Source organism: Leptolyngbya sp. ST-U4 (assembly GCF_039962215.1).
Taxonomy (GTDB): Bacteria; Cyanobacteriota; Cyanobacteriia; order Elainellales; family Elainellaceae; genus Leptolyngbya_A.
Window position 1 is genome coordinate 1 of sequence record NZ_JAMPKZ010000024.1, and the last position, 21,325, is coordinate 21,325.

The 21,325-nt window shown below is 49.4% G+C and carries 23 protein-coding genes; 12 read left to right on the top strand and 11 right to left on the bottom strand.

Annotated elements, in window-relative coordinates; genetic code table 11:
• Nucleotides 1-306 precede the first annotated feature (306 nt).
• Nucleotides 307-912 (top strand): hypothetical protein, encoded by a 606-nt coding sequence (locus tag NDA02_RS22265; protein WP_190793072.1) that lies wholly within the window; start codon nt 307-309, stop codon nt 910-912.
• Between the two features lie 126 nt (nt 913-1,038).
• Here NDA02_RS22265 and NDA02_RS22270 read toward each other — a convergent pair whose 3' ends face one another.
• Nucleotides 1,039-1,428, bottom strand: coding sequence for a CAP domain-containing protein (locus tag NDA02_RS22270; protein WP_199296683.1), 390 nt, complete (start codon nt 1,426-1,428; stop codon nt 1,039-1,041).
• A 350-nt stretch (nt 1,429-1,778) separates the two neighbouring features.
• On the opposite strand from NDA02_RS22270, the gene NDA02_RS22275 reads away from it, so the two are divergent.
• Nucleotides 1,779-1,973 carry a DUF2795 domain-containing protein gene (locus NDA02_RS22275; RefSeq protein WP_190793074.1) on the top strand — a complete coding sequence of 65 codons (195 nt, stop codon included), beginning with the start codon at nt 1,779-1,781 and terminating at the stop codon, nt 1,971-1,973.
• A 155-nt stretch (nt 1,974-2,128) separates the two neighbouring features.
• Here NDA02_RS22275 and NDA02_RS22280 read toward each other — a convergent pair whose 3' ends face one another.
• From NDA02_RS22280 to NDA02_RS22300, 5 genes are all read right to left on the bottom strand, one after another.
• Nucleotides 2,129-2,332 (bottom strand): hypothetical protein, encoded by a 204-nt coding sequence (locus tag NDA02_RS22280; RefSeq protein ID WP_190793075.1) that lies wholly within the window; start codon nt 2,330-2,332, stop codon nt 2,129-2,131.
• Between the two features lie 190 nt (nt 2,333-2,522).
• Nucleotides 2,523-3,950 (bottom strand): ATP-binding protein, encoded by a 1,428-nt coding sequence (locus tag NDA02_RS22285; RefSeq protein WP_348255925.1) that lies wholly within the window; start codon nt 3,948-3,950, stop codon nt 2,523-2,525.
• 14 nt (nt 3,951-3,964) lie between these two features.
• Entirely contained in the window at nt 3,965-4,345 is a 381-nt protein-coding gene (locus NDA02_RS22290; protein WP_190794956.1) for a response regulator, read from the bottom strand.
• A gap of 166 nt (nt 4,346-4,511) precedes the next feature.
• Nucleotides 4,512-4,964 (bottom strand): DUF4383 domain-containing protein, encoded by a 453-nt coding sequence (locus NDA02_RS22295; RefSeq protein WP_348248197.1) that lies wholly within the window; start codon nt 4,962-4,964, stop codon nt 4,512-4,514.
• 469 nt (nt 4,965-5,433) lie between these two features.
• Nucleotides 5,434-5,982 carry a TetR/AcrR family transcriptional regulator gene (locus tag NDA02_RS22300; protein WP_348255927.1) on the bottom strand — a complete coding sequence of 183 codons (549 nt, stop codon included), beginning with the start codon at nt 5,980-5,982 and terminating at the stop codon, nt 5,434-5,436.
• 148 nt (nt 5,983-6,130) lie between these two features.
• Here NDA02_RS22300 and NDA02_RS22305 point away from each other — a divergent pair, with 148 nt between their 5' ends.
• Both NDA02_RS22305 and NDA02_RS22310 read left to right on the top strand, forming a co-directional pair.
• Entirely contained in the window at nt 6,131-6,748 is a 618-nt protein-coding gene (locus NDA02_RS22305; RefSeq protein WP_348255929.1) for a glutathione S-transferase, read from the top strand.
• 9 nt (nt 6,749-6,757) lie between these two features.
• Entirely contained in the window at nt 6,758-7,375 is a 618-nt protein-coding gene (locus tag NDA02_RS22310) for a pyridoxamine 5'-phosphate oxidase family protein (RefSeq protein WP_348255931.1), read from the top strand.
• Between the two features lie 124 nt (nt 7,376-7,499).
• Here NDA02_RS22310 and NDA02_RS22315 read toward each other — a convergent pair whose 3' ends face one another.
• The gene (locus NDA02_RS22315; protein WP_190794952.1) at nt 7,500-7,739 is read right to left on the bottom strand and encodes a TfoX/Sxy family DNA transformation protein; all 240 of its coding nucleotides are present in this window, start codon (nt 7,737-7,739) and stop codon (nt 7,500-7,502) included.
• Between the two features lie 60 nt (nt 7,740-7,799).
• Between NDA02_RS22315 and NDA02_RS22320 the strand changes: the two genes are divergently transcribed.
• The 3 genes from NDA02_RS22320 to NDA02_RS22330 are packed head-to-tail and all read left to right on the top strand — an operon-like array spanning nt 7,800 to nt 9,686.
• A complete protein-coding gene (locus tag NDA02_RS22320) occupies nt 7,800-8,237 on the top strand; it encodes a nuclear transport factor 2 family protein (RefSeq protein WP_348255933.1) in 438 nt (145 codons plus the stop codon).
• 12 nt (nt 8,238-8,249) lie between these two features.
• Complete coding sequence (locus NDA02_RS22325) at nt 8,250-8,789, top strand: GNAT family N-acetyltransferase (RefSeq protein ID WP_190790052.1); 540 nt, start codon at nt 8,250-8,252, stop codon at nt 8,787-8,789.
• A gap of 3 nt (nt 8,790-8,792) precedes the next feature.
• The gene (locus NDA02_RS22330) at nt 8,793-9,686 is read left to right on the top strand and encodes an EamA family transporter (RefSeq protein WP_190790053.1); all 894 of its coding nucleotides are present in this window, start codon (nt 8,793-8,795) and stop codon (nt 9,684-9,686) included.
• 68 nt (nt 9,687-9,754) lie between these two features.
• Here NDA02_RS22330 and NDA02_RS22335 read toward each other — a convergent pair whose 3' ends face one another.
• Nucleotides 9,755-11,089 (bottom strand): peptidoglycan-binding protein, encoded by a 1,335-nt coding sequence (locus tag NDA02_RS22335; RefSeq protein WP_190790054.1) that lies wholly within the window; start codon nt 11,087-11,089, stop codon nt 9,755-9,757.
• 458 nt (nt 11,090-11,547) lie between these two features.
• Complete coding sequence (locus tag NDA02_RS22340; RefSeq protein WP_190790055.1) at nt 11,548-11,718, bottom strand: hypothetical protein; 171 nt, start codon at nt 11,716-11,718, stop codon at nt 11,548-11,550.
• Between the two features lie 419 nt (nt 11,719-12,137).
• On the opposite strand from NDA02_RS22340, the gene NDA02_RS22345 reads away from it, so the two are divergent.
• Nucleotides 12,138-13,511, top strand: a complete 1,374-nt coding sequence (locus NDA02_RS22345) for a leucine-rich repeat-containing protein kinase family protein (RefSeq protein WP_190790056.1) — start codon at nt 12,138-12,140, stop codon at nt 13,509-13,511.
• An 18-nt stretch (nt 13,512-13,529) separates the two neighbouring features.
• Here the strand turns inward: NDA02_RS22345 and rppB are convergent, their stop codons facing one another.
• Both rppB and rppA read right to left on the bottom strand, forming a co-directional pair.
• Complete coding sequence (gene rppB, locus NDA02_RS22350; RefSeq protein WP_348248155.1) at nt 13,530-14,972, bottom strand: two-component system sensor histidine kinase RppB; 1,443 nt, start codon at nt 14,970-14,972, stop codon at nt 13,530-13,532.
• Nucleotides 14,962-15,663 (bottom strand): two-component system response regulator RppA, encoded by a 702-nt coding sequence (gene rppA / locus NDA02_RS22355; protein ID WP_348248156.1) that lies wholly within the window; start codon nt 15,661-15,663, stop codon nt 14,962-14,964. The genes rppB and rppA overlap by 11 nt, the downstream gene beginning before the upstream one ends.
• A gap of 260 nt (nt 15,664-15,923) precedes the next feature.
• Here rppA and NDA02_RS22360 point away from each other — a divergent pair, with 260 nt between their 5' ends.
• The 4 genes from NDA02_RS22360 to NDA02_RS22375 all read left to right on the top strand — a co-directional run bounded on the left by NDA02_RS22360 (nt 15,924) and on the right by NDA02_RS22375 (nt 21,165).
• A complete protein-coding gene (locus NDA02_RS22360; RefSeq protein ID WP_348255935.1) occupies nt 15,924-16,139 on the top strand; it encodes a hypothetical protein in 216 nt (71 codons plus the stop codon).
• Nucleotides 16,140-16,562: 423 nt separating this feature from the next.
• Nucleotides 16,563-17,351: an acyltransferase gene (locus NDA02_RS22365; protein ID WP_348255937.1), complete on the top strand. Its 789-nt coding sequence runs from the start codon at nt 16,563-16,565 to the stop codon at nt 17,349-17,351.
• A gap of 179 nt (nt 17,352-17,530) precedes the next feature.
• Entirely contained in the window at nt 17,531-17,968 is a 438-nt protein-coding gene (locus tag NDA02_RS22370; RefSeq protein WP_199296336.1) for a hypothetical protein, read from the top strand.
• A complete protein-coding gene (locus tag NDA02_RS22375) occupies nt 17,911-21,165 on the top strand; it encodes a DEAD/DEAH box helicase (RefSeq protein ID WP_199296335.1) in 3,255 nt (1,084 codons plus the stop codon). The genes NDA02_RS22370 and NDA02_RS22375 overlap by 58 nt, the downstream gene beginning before the upstream one ends.
• Nucleotides 21,166-21,325 lie beyond the last annotated feature (160 nt).

Here is a 21,325-nt window from a genome sequence, read left to right on the forward strand (position 1 = left end):
TATGGTACGGTGGACCCACCCTGACCCATCCCGAACTCAGGTGTGAAACGCTGAAACGGCGACGATAGTTGGAGGGTTGCTTCCTGCAACAATAGCTCGATGCCAGGGTAATTTTCTGAAATCTCCCCCTTGTGATTATGCTTGGGGGAGATTTTGTTTCGCTCGATTTGAGGCTTAGGGCGTAAGTAAGTATGATCACTTTACTTTTTTAACCCATACCTAACGATCGACGAGAACAAGAAAACAGATAGGTTATGATTCCCTCAGAAGTGAGGACATTGAAAGATGCGCTATCTGAGAAATCTTATGCAAAGCAGTTGCGGTAAAAGAGTTAGCTTCTTGATTGGTGGGCTGCTTGTTGCGCTACCTGTGATCCCGATTGTAGCAGCAGCACAAACGCCTGGGATTAATCCCTGTCCACGTATCTACTACGAAGAGCCATTTAACAGCACTCGCCGTGTGCCGCAGGGGTGCCCACCGAATGCTGCTACTCTTCAAGAGACTGGACAAAGTCCAGCTACCTCTGCTCCTGTACCTGGTCAAATTTTTCCGGGAACTGCGCCAGAACAGGCTCCTCTGCCAGAAACTGTTCAGTCGCCAAGCGCGTTTGTTACGCCTATTAATGGAACAGTTAGCATTGAGTTAATTAATAATACGAATACTAATGTAACTTATGAGGTGCTGGGGGTAACTGATCAGCGATCGCTTGTGGGTGGTTCGCAAGTAACCCTTCAGGGGCTACAGGTTCCAGTTAATATGACCTTTGTGCGTCCTGATGGTGGATTTGTTACAGTGACACCTCGCCAGATTGCTCCAGGAGTTCTAGAAGTTACCCTTGTTGAAGCAGTTGATGTTGATGCTGGACAGGGTGCATTGAATATTCAGCGCGACGGAGGGGTATTTCTAAGTTAGATTTCTGTATTTTGCGAGTGCTAGTGTTTTGAACAATTCTTTGATTTATTATGGAGTGAGTGGGTGAACGATTTGATGTTTAGGCACCCCTCACATTTTTTGTTTAAATTTGCGTTAATCAGGTTGTTATGGAATTGAACGCAGAAAGATCTGCGTGACCCAATAGGAGTTACCAATACGCCAAACTCCGATGCCTGTTTCCCGATACTCCGATCGCAGTATGTTTGCTCGGTGTCCTGGGCTATTCATCCACCCTTCAATTGCCGCAGGAACGGGCTGAGCGATATTAACACTCCGAAATAAGTTTTCACCTACTATCCAGTAGAAGATGTTGGCGGAACGAACGCGATCGGAAACAGAGTCTCCATCGGGGCTTGTGTGGCTGAAGAACTTGCGCTCTGCCATCTTTTGGCTGTATTTCCTAGCGACAGAAGCAAGCCGATCGTTATGATTCAGCTCGGTTAAGCCTTGCTGTTGACGAATTGCATTAATCTCTTGCCAAATTTGCTTCTCCACTATGGCAATGGATGAAGATTGAGCCGGAGTTGGTGTAGGTTGCGAAGCAATCTCTTTTAGGATAGGAAGTTTCTGTGAAGCTTCCTCTAAGAAATTTTGAACGGACTGACAGCCTGAAAACACAAAAGGCAGCGTGAACAGAAGACTGCTTTTGATAAACCAATTAATTATTTTTTGAGGCAGACGGGAAGGAAAGGGCGATCGATTCATGGTTAGGAGGGGAAGAGAAATTAACAGCTTAGCAAGACAGGCTAATACTTGCTTGGTTAAAGGGATTCCGTCAATAGTAGGATGAAGCAACGGAAACCGATCGTTTAGAAAATAGAGGAAAGAATTATGAGGTTTTCGTCATGGCAAAAGCAAATCCGATTGAGATTCAGAAAGACCTAAAAGGGATCGACTATCCTGCGACTAAGGAGGATATTCTCAAACACGCGAAAAAGAACGGCGCAGATAAAAATGTGCAGCAGATTTTAGAACAAATTCCGGATCAGGAATATGCGAAGCCAACAGATGTGAACAAAGCGATTGGCGAGTTGGAATAAGCTGAGATTGCTATTTGCAAGTGTTTGTTTGTAATTATTCTGCTAGGGGTGTTGAGGTAATGCATTTTATGTGTCTCATATAGGAATGCCATTCCTACACCCCGTTTTCGATTCGCTAACGATCGCTATATTTGCCGTTGAATATAGCTTGTTATTCAGCTTTGTCTTGCCAGAATTGCTCCAACAATCAGTGCGATTAGAATTGGAAGAAAGCTGGGAATCGCTACCAAGAGACCCCATTTCCCGAATCGAATTGGTTGATTGTCTGCCCTAAGCAGCGCAATGACAGCAGCAATGCCAAGGGCAACCCAAATTACACCAAACCAGATGAAGATCAGATAGGCTGAATCACCGCGCATCGTTTGATTTTCCCTGCCCTTGTTCGTTACGTTGATTAAACCGTTGTGAACTGTTGTGAAACATTTACTTGCACTCAAAGCTGACGATTGCGCATTGAAATTTACAACTCATTCACGTTAGCAATTTTCTGGCTTGTTGTGTTTTTATGGTGTTTCGCGCGATCTAACTTAGCGATTAAGCTTAAGTGATTTAGCTTAATGGATGCAGCGGCAAGCAAATTATAAATTTTGCACCCTGTCCAAGAGAACTGCTTGCTGTAATATTGCCGCCGTGCGCCTGAATAATGCGTTGTGCGATTGCTAGCCCTAATCCTGTGCTGCTTCCCTTTCGCGATGGATCGCCCGTGTAGAATTGTTCAAAAATTCGTGGCAATGTGTTTTGATCAATGCCTGGTCCCTGGTCTTGAATGGTAATGATGGCTTGCTGACTATTCCGTATTCCAGCGATAAAGACTTGAGAATTTTCTTTTGAATGTTTGATTGCGTTGTCTAGAATGTTTAATAACGCTTGCAGAAGTCGCTCCGGATCGCCGGTTAGGGAAACTTTTGTAACTTTCAGGTGCAGCGACATTCCACGGCTTTGCATTCGCGTTTCTACCGCTCGAACTGCACGATCGATTAATTGCTGGAGATCGATTGTCTGTTGCTCTAAAAGGGTTGCCCCTGCTTCTAACCGCCCCAAGTCCAGTAGATCGTGAATCAATCGGGCTGATCGTTGCGTTTCATCACTAATCGTTTGAAAGAAGCGATCGCGCAGATGAGGTTCTTCTACGGCTCCATTTTGCAGTGCTTCAACGGTGACTTGAATATTGCTAATGGGGGTACGAAGTTCATGCGAGACATTTGCTAGAAAGGCACGACGCTCCTGATCGAGAGAGGCTAGCCGTTCACTCATTCGATTCAGTTCGATCGCTAACTCATTTAATTCATTGCTTTGATGGATACTCAACTCGTCGCCAAAATGACCACCCCCTAACCGAATTGCAAAGTCTCGCATGGTTTGAATTGGAATTGCAAAACTTCTGGCTAACCGATCGCTAATCACCGCGCAGAGAAACATCGTCAACAGCAGGGCACCGATCACAGTCCACCACAGCAAGGAGAGCTGCCGCTGAAATTGTTCTAGCGTCACTGACATTCTCAGCACTCCTAGAAGCTGCCCATTGCGCTGAATTGGTCGCGCCACGTATAGGCGATCGTCGTTTGATAATATGCCTTTCGCTGTTCCTTGAACGGTTTGATTTTGTAGAGCTTCCCGCACCCCTGGCACTTCTAGCCAATTTATAATACGACGGTCTTCGGTAGTAGAAGAGGCAAGAAGTTGACCCTGAGAATCAAAGACACGCACTATTACTGTTTCGGCTTGACCATGGAGTTGCATAAGCTGCTGAACGCGCTGAAGATTCTGCTGTTCCAGCTCGTCTGCCACACTTTCACCGATCGCTGTTGCCCAATTTCCTAAATCGGTCTGCCGCATCTCTATGAAATAGGTGGAGAGCGATTGCAGTAGGAAACCAGCCATTAATGAAGTTCCTAACCCAGTAAGCAGCCAATAGGTCACTAGCAGCTTTGTGTGTAGAGAATTCCATTTGATTGAGCGGAACAGTTTAAGCTGCATTGTTGCTAATCTACCTATCGTAGGTCCTCTCCTGCCGATTGCGGTCGCAAAACTGCTTTGATCCGCGCTAATAGTTCACCAGTATTAAAGGGTTTTGTAATGTAGTCGTCTGCTCCAGCATTAAGTCCCCACGCTTTATCGATATCTTGATCTTTTGCAGTCAGCATGACGATCGGAACATTGGAAAAAGCCCGAATTCGCCAGCACACTTCCATGCCGCTCACCTCCGGCAGCATTAAGTCCAGCAAAATTACATCGGGAACCTGCTTATGAAATAGTTTTAATGCAGAAGCACCATCTGATGCGGTTGTGACTTCGTACCCCTCTTTCTGCAAGGCATAAGTCAAGCTATCGCGCAGCGGTGCTTCATCATCAACAAGTAGAACGTGAGGCATAACCAATTCAATTACTCTACTAGCAAGATTATAATTCTTGTGTCTATTTTCATCCTCCTGTTTGAGTGTACAGCTTACTACGCGGTTCTGAAACAACGTCTAATCAGGTCGTGAATCGATACACTGAAACACGAATTTAACGAATTTAACGATCGCCCATTCTTCCTCACATTGAAAGCCGCCCATCATCCCGCAACCCTGATGCGCTGCGAGTTCTAGTAAAGCCGAAATAAGCAGCAATGAGGGCAGTTACAGCGTGCAGCCAGATATCATGACCAAAGATGGGAATTAACCCAAACGTTGTATTCAGTACGGGGAGGAAGCCCATGATCGTGAGCAATCCATAGAAAATCGCCAATCCCCGGCAGTAAGTTCTTGCACTGCTATATCGGCGGTAGGAAAGTAGTCCCCAAAACCCAACTGCTAAATGCACAATGTTATGCAAAACGTTGATTGGAAAGAGACCCATCAGATAGCCATAGCCTGCATTAACAGCCAGTTGAGGAGCAGCACCGGGAGTTGCAACCATACCAGGAATGAAGCCGAGAATTCCAACCAGAACGTATACGATGCCGCTAATAAAGCGAAATATCGTGCTCCCATAGACGCTCCTTTGAATTGGAAAAAGAGGTTTCGTAAGATGTGGGCTCTGTTCACTTTTCTACTCACCTTTTTGCTCACTATGATGAATAGTAAGTGTGAGGAGTGTGAATTGCTTTATCTTCGAAAGCCGATCGTCTTTTCACCTCAACCTTAAGTTATGGCTAGTACCATAATTCCTCTATCTATAGGAACAAATTCTTAACACTGCAAGGTTATTTATTCAACAACTGTTGAAAAAAATAGTTTATGCCAGCGCTCTAGGGATAGAGAATAGGAAAAAGCAGCATAAGGTTGAACAACATCAGAACGAGATTTAGTTAATCAAAAACCGCTTCTATCTTAAGATAGAGAACGATTCCTACCAAAGGGGTAAATGATTTTGGTATGGTGTCGGTTGTATCTATTGCCTATTATGAAAACCTCTGTTCAAGCTGTTTTGCTATCGATCGGCGACTAAGATTCTAAGCAAAGCTTTAAACGGAAATTTATCCATTTCTACAAAGCTCCTTGGGCAATTGCTGCATCACTCGCTGAAACGGAGCTGAATTGTTTAATGCTTGAGATAAAATCAATGCTCCTTGAATAGCGATCACTGCATTCTCTCCTCGCTGGTGAGCCAGGCTTTTATTCATTCCCGCTGCGGTAAGGACATTGGCGATCACATCGATCCAAATTTGATAGAGGGCTTGGACGCGATCGTGAAACACATCACGGGCAGAACCTAATAAGAGAATGGCTGAGAGGCAGGGCTGTTTTCCTCCGTCGTACACTTCACTCAGGCGATCGCACATCTGCTGTAGTTGAGCTAGCGGATCGCCTGGGGTTTTAAGCTTTTGCACAATGTTTTGATCCATCCAGCGTTCCAGGTAATCCAGTACCGTTTCAACCATTTCATCTTTGCCGCCAGGGAAGTGGTGGTAAAGGCTGGCTTTCCCCAATCCGGTTGCTTCAGAGATTTTGGCTAGCGTTGCGCCATCGTAGCCGTGTTGCCGAAACAGACATAACAGGGATGGAATGTAGGTTTCTTTCGGCATTGGTTTTTTTGGACATTGAAGGGTTGGCGTGAAAGGTTGGCGTTGGCTGATTGACATTATACCGAACGAACGGTACAGTTAGTTATACCGAACGAACGGTACAGTTCAACTGTATAGTTTTTGGAAAGAATCAATTAGGCAAACCATCATGATTCAGCTTTACGGTCACGAACTGTCTGGCAACAGCTACAAAGCCAAATTGATGCTGTCGCTGCTGGGTTTAGAGTCTGTTTGGATTAAAGTCGATTTGCTAAAAGGCGCACGCAAACAGCCTGAATTCCTGGCACTCAATCCGTTTGGACAGGTTCCGGTTCTGGTAGATGGAGAAATGGTGCTGGCAGATGCTCAAGCAATTTTGGTGTATCTGGCTCGGCAGTATGGCGGCGAATCCTGGTTGCCGTTAGATCCAGAGGGGATGAGTCGCGTGATGCGCTGGCTTTCCACCACTGCCGGAGAAGTGCGTCAGGGTCCAGAATCGGCTCGTCTCTATCACTTGTTCAAAGCCACCAGCATCAATCTGGAACGGGCAACTCAAAAATCAGAATTTATTCTGACGCAGCTAAACGATCGTTTAGCAGAACAAAACTGGCTGGAATTGGGACATCCTACGATCGCCGATGTCGCTGTGTTTCCCTATGTCGCGCTCGCACCAGACGGCAAGATTGATCTTACGCCTTACCCCAATGTGCTCGCCTGGATCGATCGCATTAAACATCTTCCCGGTTTTGTTGGCATGACTGGCATTTCGGAACCCGTTACCGCTTAGGAGAACATCATGTCCCGCAAGTTTGGCGAAATTGCCTTTACGCCCGAAGTGAAAGCGGCACAAGCAGAACGCGGCTCGCGTCAAACCTACGAAAAATACATTGCGAATGGTCCTGCAAACGATGCGATCGCTCCAAAAGTTGCAGATTTTATTGCACAGCTCGATGGCTTTTATTTCGGAACGGTCAGCTCTAACGGCTATCCTTATATCCAGTTTCGCGGCGGTTCACCAGGATTTCTAAAAGTGCTGGATGAGAAAACGCTGGGCTTTGCTGACTTTTCGGGCAATGTGCAGTACATCACGATCGGGAATTTATCAGGGAACGACAAAGCGTTTTTGTTTTTGATGGATTACCGTCATCGTAAACGCATCAAGATTTGGGGCAGAGCCGAATTTATCGAAGGAGAATCAGAATGGACTGAACGACTGCGCGTTCCCGGTTATCCTGCGGTAATTGAGCGATCGATTCTCTTTCATGTAGAAGCCATCAGCGAAAACTGTCCGCAGCACATTCCCATCCGTTATTCAGAAACTGAAGTCGAAGCAATGATAGCTCCTTTGCGCGATCGAATTGCTGAGTTGGAACAAGAGCTAGAACGTAAGTTAGAACATGAGCTAGAACATTAGTCTGGAGCAACCGCCTGGAGTAACCGCCTGGAGTAACCGTTTAGACAAACGACTTCATAACCGGTTATTTGAACAGTGGCAGTGATCCTGCATCGCTCCCGAATGCTGCTTTATGTTTAGCGAGTTATGTCTCGTGAAGCTGCTGTCGTAGTTCCTGCTTGCGTTTCTCTGGAATGTCTCGCCAATCGATATTCAGAATTACCCCTTTTAATGCCCAAAGCAGGTTGAGCGAAACAAGCGGATGATTTTCACGAATCAACTGAAATGCAGTTATTGCGCCACACTTCTGTAAATCATCTAATGTATCAATGTCAATTTCGTAAAGCCATTGACGCGAAACCTTACCAATATTTCTGATCTTCACTACGTCAGCGTTCTCCTTCGTTGTATTCTATTCATTTCAACTGCTGGGAAAAATTTAACTATGTCTGATTCAACTCATCGTCCTCCCCTGCCTCCATTCACGCTGGAAACTGCAAAGGCAAAAGTGCAAGCCGCTGAAGATGCCTGGAACACGCGCAATCCTGAACGAGTTGCTTTGGCATACACCGAAGATTCTGAATGGCGAAATCGAGCGGAGTTTATTCATGGCCGAGCGGCGATCGTGGAGTTTCTCAAGCGCAAATGGGCAAAAGAACTCGACTATCGTTTAAAAAAAGAACTTTGGTGTTTTATGGACAATCGAATTGCGGTGCGATTTGAATATGAATGGCACGATGACTCTGGCTTCTGGTATCGCTCCTATGGCAACGAGAATTGGGAATTTGCCGAAAATGGATTGATGATGCGGAGATATGCCAGCATTAACGATGTGCCGATTCAGGAATCCGATCGCAAGTTGCGCTGGGAGCGTTCAAGCTAAAGAGGAAAATCATTGCAAACTTCCCTCCTTTTCACCTACCTGGCTGATTATCCTCACTTCATTGGGACGATCGCCGCATGGCTGCATCAGGAATGGCACTCGTTTTACCCCTCAGAAACCGAGGCGCAACTTACCGCAGAGCTAGAGACGCACCTGAATCGCGATCGATTACCTTTAACGATCGTTGCTCTAGAAGAATCGCCGCAGCCTAAACTCATTGGCACAGTGACGCTGATGCACGGCAAAACAGAAGCTCCACCGAAGTATGCAGGGTGGTCGCCCTGGCTTGCTTCGCTCTATGTGATTCCTGAAAAACGGGGGGAGGGGATCGGTCGTCTGCTGGTGCAGCGTGCGCTGGAGGAAGCCGATCGGCTCAAATTGCCCTTAGTTTATCTATGGACAGAGCAGACCGAGTTAATGAACTGGTATCGACGGCAGGGCTGGCAGACGATCGCCCAAACAAAATTTCAGCAGCAGCCCGTTCAAATCATGCGATACGATCGAAAGGTTTTTCAGGACATTGGCTTGCCTGGAATCGCACACAGGAAATAGCGCATGGCTTTTGCTAAACGGCATCTCGCATTTTTTGCCCTCGTTGCGCTGGCGATCGTCTGGGGCTATAACTGGGTCGTGATGAAAATCGCGCTTCAGGATGCGTCGCCGTTTGACTTTGCCGCGCTGCGAGCGTTTTTTGGGGCGATGAGTTTGTTTTTGGTGCTGCGGGTGCAGGGAAAATCGCTCAAGCCGGAGGTGCTGCCAGAGACGATCGTGTTTGGGCTACTGCAAACCACCGGAGTGATCGGACTCATTCACTGGGCGTTGGTTGGTGGCGGGGCGGGCAAGATTGCGGTGCTCAACTACACGATGCCGTTTTGGGCGTTGCTGTTTGCCTGGATTTTTCTTAAAGAGCGGCTGCACGGTAAACAGTGGCTCAGTGTTGGCTTTGCGCTGGCGGGACTGCTGCTGGTGCTGCTGCCCTTGAGTTTCACCAGCGATTTATTCAGTAAAGGCTTGGGCATTTTGTCGGGAATTTGCTGGGCAACGAGCGCAATTTTTCTGAAGCGGTTGACCCAGCGGCGATCGATCGACCTGGTTTCATTTACCGCATGGCAAATGCTGATCGGCAGTCTGCCCCTGATCCTGATTGCGCTCACGGTGTCCGATCGCCCGGTGCAGTGGACAGGCTCTTTTATGGCTGCCTTGCTTTACAACATTATTCCGGGAAGTGCAGTGGCGTGGCTCCTATGGTTTTACGCGCTGCGGCAACTGCCCACGGGGGCTGCCAGCTTAGGGACACTTGCAGTTCCGGTCGTCGGAGTCTTTGCAGCTCGGACTCAGCTTGGCGAAATCCCCTCAATGAGCGAGTCGATCGGCATTGTGCTGATTTTGCTGGCACTGCTCCTGAATGCAGTTCCGGGGCGATCGTTCAAAGCCGCCTCAAAGGCTTAGCCTGGATTGGTTAACGCTTAGAGTAATGCTTGGAGCAATGCTTAGCGCAATGATTGCGATCGTCTGTTCTAAAACAAAGGCATTCCTCCCGTTCCCAGGAAATCGCTTTCGCTCAATCCATAGCTGCGCTGGGCATCGGCGATCGCACCTTCGGTCGTGGGAGTCATTACTCCGCTTAGATCTCCGGGATTGTAGCCGTTTGACTGAAGCCGTCTTTGCAGTTCGACGGTGCTATAGCGTCCTTCTTGCAGGTTTTGCTGATAGACCAAACGCGCTTTTTCGGCTTCCAGACGGGCTTGCTCTGCCTCGCGGCGGGCTTGTTCTGCGGCAATTTGCGCCTGCTGCATCTGCTGGATATATTGCACTTGAGCCGGACTGTTGGGCTGAGTTGCGGCTGAGGGATTGGTTCCCGTTGCGCTGCTTAAAGTGGCATTCACCTGGGGTCCGGCAATGCCATCCGCGACCAAACCCCGCGATCGTTGAAATGCAGTGACGGCGGCTTCGGTCTGGGCATCAAAAACGCCCGAAATCGTTCCCACGTAGAAGCCAAGCGACTGAAGCTGAGTTTGAAGGGTACTTACCGCCGCCCCGTTAGAGCCCACCCGTAGCAAGCTTCCTTCAGGAGCGACAGAAGAACCGATCGCCGCTGGTGCAGGGGAAGTTGGCGCAGCCGGAGCAGATCCAGCCGGAGTAGATCCAGCTGAGAACGAGCCTTGCCCCCCAGCGCGACGCAGTGCCGCCGTCGTTTCTGCACCCACCACGCCATCGGCAGTTAAACCATTTGCCTGCTGAAAGCTAATTACGGCAAATTGAGTTGCCCCATCAAACACGCCAGAAGCAGAGCCGCTGTAGTAGCCCAGGGCTGTCAGCCGACGCTGCAATTCTGCGACCTGATCGCCAGAATCGTTGAGCTGGAGAAAATCACGGGGTGCGCTGCTAGTCGCTTCCGATGCCGAACTGCCTTGCCCTAATGCTGCCTGCGTTGCGGCTCCTGCAATGCCATCGGGGGTCAAACCATTTGCCTGCTGAAACTGGCTCACGGCTGCCTGGGTCGCAGTCCCAAAAAATCCAGTAATTTCATCGCTAAAAAATCCGAGCCGCGTCAACTGTCGCTGAAGGTCGGCAACTGCATCGCCACTATCGTTGAGCTGCAATACCCCATCTCCTGCTGGAACTGCCTGTGCCAAGTGAAACGGGGCAACTTGCCCCCTGGCTGTGGGATCAGCAGCCAGACCTCGCTCTGCAAAACTTCCTGTTCCCAAGCCGAGTGTCAGTGCCAGCAGCAAAAACACGCGCCGCGCTGTCGATCGATCACTTTTCTGCGGCTTGGACGATCGTTGAAACAGGCATAGTCTGAGCATCGCGGAACGAGGAGACGAACGAGCAGGCAGGGAATGGGTCATGAAAAGCCTCCTTGAGATCAGGCAAGAAATGCAGTAACCGAGTCGTGAAAAGCAGTGCAGGAGCAGAATCTAGTGAAAGTGCGCGAAATAAAGCGAAAGAGATTACAGACTTAACCGATCGACTAAAGACGGGATGCAGGGGTGCAACCCCCGACCAGAGGCACAGCCCCCACCTTGGATAAAAGAACCCGACGAGTGACAGCTATAATACTAGCGGTAGAGTGGAAAATCGGTAAATTTCCCGCTTCTTCTTTACTAATAGCGTAAGGTAACCAATAAGCCGCCTCAAGCAAATTATTCTATGCGATTTCTTCTAAATTGGTTTAAAAGCAGAAAGCCAACCTCCGAAGAAGCTGGCTTATTTGCAAAGAAGTATGATCTAAGATGACAGGAAGAAAATAACTCAGATACCGAACCGGAGACAGTCTGCTCTGGAAGTCTTTTGAACAGAATTCTGCTTAACAGTAGTGATCAATCACGAGAGCAGTGACGATCGCACAACCCGTAAGCACTAGAGCGATGAGGGGATTTTGACCCTGGCTTACGGCAAAAGTGGCAGGAATGCCTGCGCCAATTCCGGCAGTTACTGCGGCAGCGACCCAGTCTTTTTGTGTGTTGTTATCGTACATATTTCGAAAGGTTGGTTATCTGTGGCTGTTGTTGTTCACGCTACCACTTTCTACCTATGCCTTTTGGAGAAGACTTTTGGATTGTAACCAAGCGATAAGTTCAGATACCTTTCTTCATTAAATAAGCTTAATAATACTTAAAGTGTTGTATCTGAGCAGGGGGTGAACGTTGCACATCGCCTCGATCGCTCCGACGATTTCTCTTTCTGATTCCCACCTTTCTGATTCCCAGCTTTGGCAGACTTTATGCTCCTTATCATGCCCTTTATCATGCCCCTCATCTCCCCACCCTTTATCCCCGGTCTTCTCCTTGAGGGTTGGGAGGCATCGATCTCGACTTCTCAAATCCTCCCTGGTAAGGCTATAACCGGGTAAGGCGATAACAGGCTGGGACATTAACGCTATTAAGCCCTTCAGGAATGAAAACGCTCGACTTACTGCAAACTGGACAACTTGCTGGAACCCGAAGACTTAATCTTGCTGCCGAACTAACGGAATTTCCAATGGAGATTCTTGAGCTAGCAGATTCTTTAGAGATTTTGGATTTGTCAAATAATCATCTGAAGCGATTGCCTGACGAATTTAGGCAGTTGAAGAAACTGAAAATTGTTTTCCTTAGCAACAACGATTTTGAAGAAGTGCCGGAAGTGCTTTCTCAGTGTCCCCAGCTTTCAATGGTGGGCTTTAAGTCGAACCGGATTACCGCACTCCCTGAAAATGCCTTGCCGCCGCTGGTGCGCTGGCTGATCCTGACGGATAATCGGCTTCAGCAGCTTCCCGCTTCGATCGGTCAATTGTCCAGGCTCCAGAAGCTCATGCTTGCCGGAAACGAGCTGCGATCGCTCCCCGATGAACTGGCAAACTGTCAAAATCTAGAGCTAATTCGTTTGGCAGCAAACCAGCTCACTGCACTGCCCGTCTGGCTATCGACGTTGCCCCGGCTATCCTGGCTAGCTTATGCCGGAAATCCGTTTTGTGATTCAAGTCGATTGTCTTCGCTGCCTGACACTGGTTTACCCGATTTCGATTCGTCTAATCCTGATTTGCTTCATATCAAATGGACAGATTTAATGCTGGGGGAACCGCTGGGACAGGGAGCTTCAGGCATTATCTATCAGGGAACCTGGAATTCTGGTGTTCATCAGAGCGTAGAAGTGGCGATCAAGCTGTTTAAGGGAGAAATTACGAGCGATGGGTTTCCCCTAGACGAAATGCGTGCCTGTATTGCGGCAGGAACCCACCCCAATCTGGTGCGAGTTTTAGGAAAGGTGATTCACCATCCGACCCACAGCGCAGGGCTGGTGTTCTCATTTATCCCGCCGCGCTACAAAAACCTGGGTGGACCGCCCAGCCTGGAAACCTGTACAAGAGACACTTATCCGCCTGACACGGCGTTTACTTTGCCTGTGATTCTTCGGATTGCTCAGGGCATTGCCGCAGCCACAGCACACCTCCATGCCAGGGGTATAATGCATGGCGACCTTTATGCTCACAATATTCTGGTGGACGAAACCGGGGAAAGTCTGTTGGGAGATTTTGGCGCAGCCTGCTTTTATGATCCAGCTGATCGCTTCCTCAGTCGATCGCTGCCCTCCCTGGAAGTTAGAGCATTTGGCTGCTTGCTCGAAGATTTGCTGGATCGATGTCGCCCTGCCCCCGATCATCCCGACCAGATTAAGGCGATCGAGCACCTGCGTCGTCTTCAGCAGGACTGTATGAACCCGGTTCCCGCTCTGCGTCCGCTGTTGCCCCAAATCTGCGCTGCTTTAGCGGCTTTCAACAATGGTTCATGAGCTACTGAATACTCATGCCTACTTTATATCAGGCTTCATATCAGACTTAATACCAGACTTAATATCGGAAAACGGTAGAGAAATGGTAAAGACACTGCCCTGATTCAGCTTGCTCTCTACCCGAATGGTTCCTTTATGTGCCTGCACGATCGATCGCGTGATTGCTAGTCCCAGCCCGGTTCCTCCTTTGTGCCGCGATCGTTCTTGATCCGCTCGATAGAATCGATCGAAAATATAGGGCTGTGCAGCAGCAGGAATTCCAATTCCGGTATCTTTCACCCGAATGACTGCCTGAGATTGTTCAGTCGTGAGTTGAATTGTAATCTGACCTTTTGCAGGCGTGTAGTGAATTGCATTACTGAGCAAGTTTGCAACAGCACGATACAGTTGCTCTGCATTTGCCAAAACATGAATTGTCGAAGAATCAATTTCTGTTACCAATGTAATCTCTGCTGCGATCGCCAATGCTTCAAACTCATCGACCAAATCCGTAATCATTTCATTCAAAGAGCAAAGCTCAAAGGCAGTTAAATAGCCTTGTTGCTCCATTTGAGTGAGCATCAGCAAATCCTGCACTAATTTAGTCAGGCGATAACTCTGACGACTCAAAATTTGCAAAGCTTCCTTCGAATCTTCCAGGGTTAACTGGTCAGAACGTAATGCGGTTTGGACGATCGCCTGTAAGGCAGCCAGGGGTGTCCGTAGCTCGTGGGCGGCATCAGCTGTAAATTGCTCCATCTGCTGATAAGAGTGCTGTACAGGACGCATGGCTAATCCTGCCAGCCACCAGCTCGCAAAGCCAATCAGTCCAATGGCTAATAAAGTGATCACGACCAAAGCAATTTCAATCCGCATGAGGTAGCGATCTAAGCTGCTTAGCGAGCCAGCCATTTGCATCGAACCCCACTGAACCCCGTAGCGAGTCTGCAAGGGAAAGAAAGAGTCATGATAATATCTTCCCTGACTATCTCGTTGCGTTTTCCAAAAATTTGGTTCTTGACAAACTGAATTGTCGATCGGCACGGAGAGATAGCCAACCACTTGCCTGGAATTAGTCCAGAAGCGAATGCAATACGGCTCTTCGGTTAGCCTGGATAACATATCTGCTTTACTCAATGCGGCTTCTGATTCGAGCAACTGCGATTGATTCAAGAGAGCAATATCAGACAGACAGTTAACCGATGTGCTGCACAAACCGGGCAACTGTTGGTAGGTGGCTGGCTCAAATGCTCCAGCTTGTTTGAGAGTTGGCTCCATCAGATTTTCGACGTCTCTGGCGAAGTCTGCCATGTTTCCCACCAGATTTAGCCATCGAGCACGAACGACCAGGCGATGAACGACCAGCCCGGAAAAAACAACAATGAGCGTCATGATCACGGTGTGCCACGCTGCCAACCGCCGTCTCGACAAGTAGAATGATTTGTTTTGTAATAATTGATTCTGCGATGGTTTATTTTGCATAATCCGGGTGCAGCCGATAGCCCATACTGGGTAAGGTTTCAATAAAGTCAACACACCCTTTTTCTGTCAGCTTCCGTCGCAGCAGGCGAATTTGAGCCGCAACAACATTGCTGCCGACCTCAGCATCCATTTCCCAGATTCGGGACAGAAGCTGGTCTTTGGTTACGATCTGATGGGGATGGTTCATAAAGTATTCTAAAAGCTGGAATTCTTTGTTTGTGAGCAGGATTGGCTCCAGTCTGCCATCGGGCTGCTGATAGTAAACGGTGCGATCGGTGTAGTTGAGCAAAATCTGCCCAATTTGAAGCTGCTGCACTGGGATGGCAGGCGATCGTCGCTGGAGTGCCCGCATCCGAGCAAGCAGTTCTTCCATCTCAAAGGGCTTGACCAGATAATCATCGGCTCCCGCATCCAGTCCCATAATCTTGTCCTGCAACCGATCTTTGGCAGTCAGCAGCAAAACGGGCAAAGGATTGTGCCGCTGGCGGAGTCGCTGGCATAGCTCAATTCCGGTGATGCCGGGCAGCATCCAGTCAACCAATGCGATCGTGTACTGGGTTCCTTGATTTTGGAGATATTCCCAGGCTTCGTTGCCATCCTGTGCCCAATCGACAATGTATTTTTCTTGCTTGAGCGCCCATCGGATCGCAGTTCCTAAATCCGGCTCATCTTCTACCAGTAAAACTCTCATTGTCTTGTTTAGCGTCGGCTATTTTGACCTTAGCACAGCCGTTCACCCTACTTGTACAGTACTTGTACAGTCGCTTATACAGCCTTTTTCACTTTCGTAGAAACCAGGAATGGAAAAGCTCTTGCGCCTGACCAGGACTTTGATTCTGGGTTCTGGCAGAAACCACATTGCTCGATTTCATACCAATTTTATCGCCGCCTGTCATTGTAAATTTACAAGCTGTTTCATCCCTGATTCAAATCCTATCGGGTTCAAATTTTATGTCGTACCATCTGCTGTCACTAGAACATTACCAACCTTCACTGCGGCGGCTGTTGTATCGCCTAATGGAACTCTTGATGCTGGGGGCGATCGTGACAGGCTACTGGATGTATGACTGCTATGAATCTGGTCAGGCAGCTTTAAAGCAAGCCTTGATCGATCTCGCTCATGCAAACTTCACCGGGTCAAACCCGAAGTCGGAACAACCTTACTAGCCTGTACTGCGGCGGGCATTGCATAGTCTGGTCGGGCTACTGGTGCTGGGGGCGATCGTGACAGGCTACTGGATTACGGCCTTAGCTAAATTCCACATGGAGTAGTTTTTGCTGCTGTACCTGATGTTCTCCTCGATCGTGTCTATTTTATTGGTTAATGCCTTTCACTTCAGCAAGGAAACAGGAATGAATACACAGATATGCTGTCATTGGTTATTAGTTGCTGATTATTGATTTTTGATTAACGGTTATTAATTAACAATCATTCATGATGGGTGATTAGCCAATTGATAATGCGTGATCGATCGTTGACGAATAACGAATGACGGATAAATTTAGCTCTGGTTCAATCTGGCTCTCATTAATTTCCGGTTGATTTTATTTATCTATTTACCAACACATTGAGAAATCTGGAGAAAAACGATGGCTTTCCCTCATTCTGCTGCGTCGGCAACGTGGTTACGGTTAAAGGAACTGCTGCTTACAACGGCTCTGGGCTGGATTCCGCGTAAGCCAGGGATCGTGTTCCGGGGTTTTGCCTATCGGCAGTTGTTTAACCAATTGGGTCGGTCGGTGATGATTGACTACGGCGTGGAGTTGCGCCAGCCCAATCAGATCAAAATTGGCGAGGGTGTATATCTGACTCATCACGTTTGCCTTGATGCAAGCGGTAAAAATAATTCGATCGTGCTTGAAGCAGATTGCCATCTTGATAGCGGGGTTCGCTTGAGCACCATGTCAAACAATAGCCAGATTGTGCTGCATCAAAATGTCGGTCTCGATCGCGGCGTTGATATTCGTTCCCTGGAAAATGGATTGGTGGAAATTGGCAAAGGAACTTACATTGGTCCCTATGTGTGCATGGCAGGTCCAGGACACATCAAGATCGGCAAGCAATGTATGATCGCCTCCCACACAGGCATTTATGCCAACAATCACAACTTTGATGATTTGACTTGCCCAATCGTACTTCAGGGCGTGACCACCGAAGGCATTGTGATCGAAGACGACTGCTGGTTAGGGACAGGCGTAAAAGTGATGGATGGCGTGACGATCGGACGGGGCAGTGTGGTCGGGGCAGGGGCAGTGGTGACAAAGGATATTCCGCCTTATTCAGTGGCAGTGGGCGTTCCGGCAAAAGTGATTTCACGCCGGGATAAGGATTTGCAAACTCAGCTTAAAGCAAGCCGCAGTGAATTTGCCATGAATTAGTCTTTATGCTGGGGTCGAAGGGGCTTCCTCTTTCCTTTTCAGAGGAGCGATGTAAAATGAAGCAATCCTGGCAGGCAAGACTGCATGATCAAGACTGCATGATTGAGTGAAGCGGCTGCGATCGAGTGTTCTGAGTGTTCTCTCAAAGAGTACTCTAGCAATGAGCAGGGTTTCGCTGAATGGCAGAAGCTTCTGCACGATCGAAGCTGCCTGGTTCAATGTGCTTGATTTCAAGAGACTTGATTTCAGGATGCTTGATTTCAAGAGGCTTGATTCCATCTGCCCAATTAAATTTGCTGCCCTGGCGCATGCTGCCAAAATTCTACAAGCTTGTAGAACGACTCAAAGTTAAGGAAGGGATCAGCAAATTTGTTGAACTGCTCTACTGCTCTGCGGTGAAGCAGCCCTCGCCCCTTCGCCTTAAACCTTTGCTGGCATGGCAATTCTACACGGCAACTGGATTACTCACCGTTCCTTTCCCAGCGATGCAGCCCCCCAACCCGATGCAGCAGATCAATATTTCTTGCTTTGGGGAGAAACTTGGCGGCGCGTTGAGCCGATGCAAAGTCATTCCTCGGTTGGTGAAGGTCACTCAGGGGCGATCGACTCAGGCGTAACTGATTTTGGCCTCAACCCGTTTTGTATGACCGAGGCAGAGCTGCGCGACTGGCTGCGATCGCTGCACCAAGCCCGTACCCTGAATTGGACGATTGCCGAATTTGCGCTGGAAGTGCTGATCCCAACCGGAAGCCGTTCCCGTAAACGAGCTGCTACGGTTGTAGAACCTGTGTCCTCCCCCCGCTGGCAGTCGGTTTCGATCGCCCTACCCACCTACCTTTTTCCTTCAGAAGACCCTGAACACAATTCGCCTGCGGTACTGCCCCAGCATTCAGTAGCAGATGTCTTGCCCGAAGAATCTCAATCCTCAGAAAATTTGCCTGAACTTCAGCTTCAAACCTGGCAGGTGCAGGGTATTCGCTTAACGATTGATGAAGCCCTCGCTTTTTTGCAGTCCCTTCCACTCAGTTCCGTGAATGACGATCTCACGTCCTGGATGGGAGCCGATTTGCGCTTCTGGTCGCACATCCGCCGCTGGCATTTAGACCTGATGGCACGCGCCAAGTTTTTGCCTTTGCTTCAGCCGCAGGACGATGGGGCGATCATTCACTGGCAGGTGTTGATCGATAGCGCAGTTGATCAGGCGCGCCTGGAGCAGTTTGCCCGTCAGATGCCGCCCCTCTGTCGCACTTATTTCTGCCGGACTGATGAATTGGAATTGTCCTGTGAAGAGCTAGAAAATTCGGTTTCTCCGATCGATGCCCACACGCTGCTGCTGAACTTTCTCAATCAGGCGACTCATACGCGGTTGCGGTCGGTTGCTGCCGTCACGCCGCTGCCCACCACCACCCTGATTAAAGATCTGCCGCTGAAGGAATGGCTTCAGGCATCGGGCACACAGCCAATTTTGACCGCCGATCCGGTGAGGCTCGATCGCCTGCAAAACACGCTGAAACAGTGGCTTGCTCCGGTTCAGCCCTATCTCTCCCAGCAAATTGCCGCCTTTCGCACCTGTTTCTATCTGCATCCGCCGAGGGAAGGTCAGCAGGACTGGACGCTGGAATATTTCTTGCAGGCAACGAATGACCCAGAATTTCTCGTTAGTGCCCGCACCGTCTGGCAGAACCCGGTGGCGCGGCTGGAATATCTGGGACGGACGATTGACGCCCCCCAGGAAACGTTGCTGGCAGGCTTAGGCTTAGCATCGCGCCTGTATCCGTTGCTGGAACCGAGCCTTCAGCAGCAACAGCCCCAGTCCTGTCTCTTGAATCCGCTCCAGGTGTATGAATTTATCAAGTCCACTGCCTGGCGATTGCAGGATAGCGGTTTCGGTGTAGTGCTGCCGCCCAGTCTCTCCCAGCAGGAAGGATGGGCCAATCGACTCGGACTGCGAATTCAGGCAGAAACGCCCAAACTTAAACCCAGCCAGCGTCTCGGGCTGCAAAGCCTGCTGAACTTTAAGTGGGAACTGACGATCGGCGGACAGCGACTTTCCAAAGCCGAATTCGATCGCCTCGTCACCCTCAACACGCCCCTGGTGGAAATTAACGGCGAATGGGTCGAGCTGCGATCGCAGGATATCCGCGCCGCCCAAACCTTCTTTGAGAGCCGCAAAGACCAAATGGCTCTGTCGCTAGAAGACGCACTGCGGATCAGCACAGGGGATACCCAGGTGATCGAAAAACTGCCCGTCCTCGGCTTTGAAGCATCTGGTGCCCTGCAAGAGCTGGTGAATACGCTGACCAAAGGCAACCAGAGCGTCGAACCCATCCCGGTTCCCGAAGCCTTTCAGGGAGAGCTGCGTCCCTATCAGGTGCGGGGAGCCTCGTGGCTGGCATTTCTGGAGCGGTGGGGCTTGGGAGCTTGCCTTGCTGACGATATGGGTTTAGGAAAAACCCCCCAGTGTATTGCGTTTCTGCTGTACCTTCTAGAACAAGACGCGCTGACCGACCCGGTGCTAATTGTCTGTCCCACTTCGGTGCTGGGCAACTGGGAACGAGAGGTAAAGCGATTTGCGCCCGATTTGAAAACTCTTGTGCATCACGGTGACAAACGCTCGCAGGGCAAAGCTTTTGCCAAAGCCGTCAAAGGCAACCATCTCGTCATCACCAGCTATCCGCTCGTTTATCGCGACTTAAAAGATCTGCAAACCGTTTCCTGGCAAGGCATCGTGCTGGACGAAGCGCAAAACATCAAAAACGCGGACGCCAAACAATCGCAGGCAGTGCGGCAGCTCCAGGTGCAGTTTCGCGTTGCCCTCACCGGAACTCCCGTCGAAAACCGACTGGCAGAACTCTGGTCAATCATGGATTTCCTCAATCCGGGCTACCTCGGGCCCAAAAACTTCTTCCAGCGACGGTTTGCCATCCCGATCGAACGATACGGTGATACTGCTTCGCTTAAAACCCTGCGATCGCTCGTTCAGCCCTTTATGCTGCGCCGTTTGAAGACCGATCGCTCCATTATTCAGGACCTGCCCGAAAAGCAGGAAATGACCGTCTTTTGTGGGCTGACTTCCGAGCAAGCCGACCTGTATCAGCGATTTGTCGAGCAGTCGTTGACCGACATCGAATCCGCCGAGGGCATCCAGCGAAAAGGTAAAATCCTCGCGTTGATTACCCGCCTGAAGCAAATCTGTAACCATCCGGCTCTGCTCGGAGACGAGACTGCGATGTCTAAAGCGGCTCACCTCGATGCCCACTCCGGCAAAGTGCAGCGGCTCGAAGCCATGCTCGAAGAAGTGTTGGCAGAAGGCGATCGATCCCTGATCTTCACCCAATTCGCTGAATGGGGCAAACTCCTGCAAGCCTATCTGAAAGACCGCTTCAGCCGCGATGTGTTCTTCCTCTACGGCAGCACCGCCAAGAAACAGCGCGAAGAAATGATCGATCGCTTCCAGAACGATCCGCAGGCTCCGCGCATTTTTATTCTGTCCCTTAAAGCAGGCGGCGTTGGACTCAACCTTACCCGCGCCAATCATGTCTTTCACTTCGATCGCTGGTGGAATCCCGCAGTCGAAAACCAGGCAACCGATCGTGTCTTCCGCATCGGGCAAAAGCGCAACGTTCAGGTGCATAAATTTGTCTGTAACGGTACGCTGGAAGAGCGCATTCATGAGCTAATTGAAAGCAAAAAAGCCCTTTCGGAACAGGTTGTGGGAACTGGGGAAAACTGGCTGACAGAGCTAGATACCGATGCGCTGAGGAATTTGCTGTTGCTCGATCGATCTGCCGTCATTGAGGACGAGGATTCCTAACTGTTCTCCTTCAGGTAAAAGCAAAGTGAGCACTGCTGAATCCAAGGATGAATGGTGGAGTCCCAAACCGCCCCTCACCCCCATCCGATAGGGAACTGCCAGTCCCTTCAATAAGTCCCTCGCCCCCAACAGGAGACTAGCGGCAGCGAGATTGAGGGGG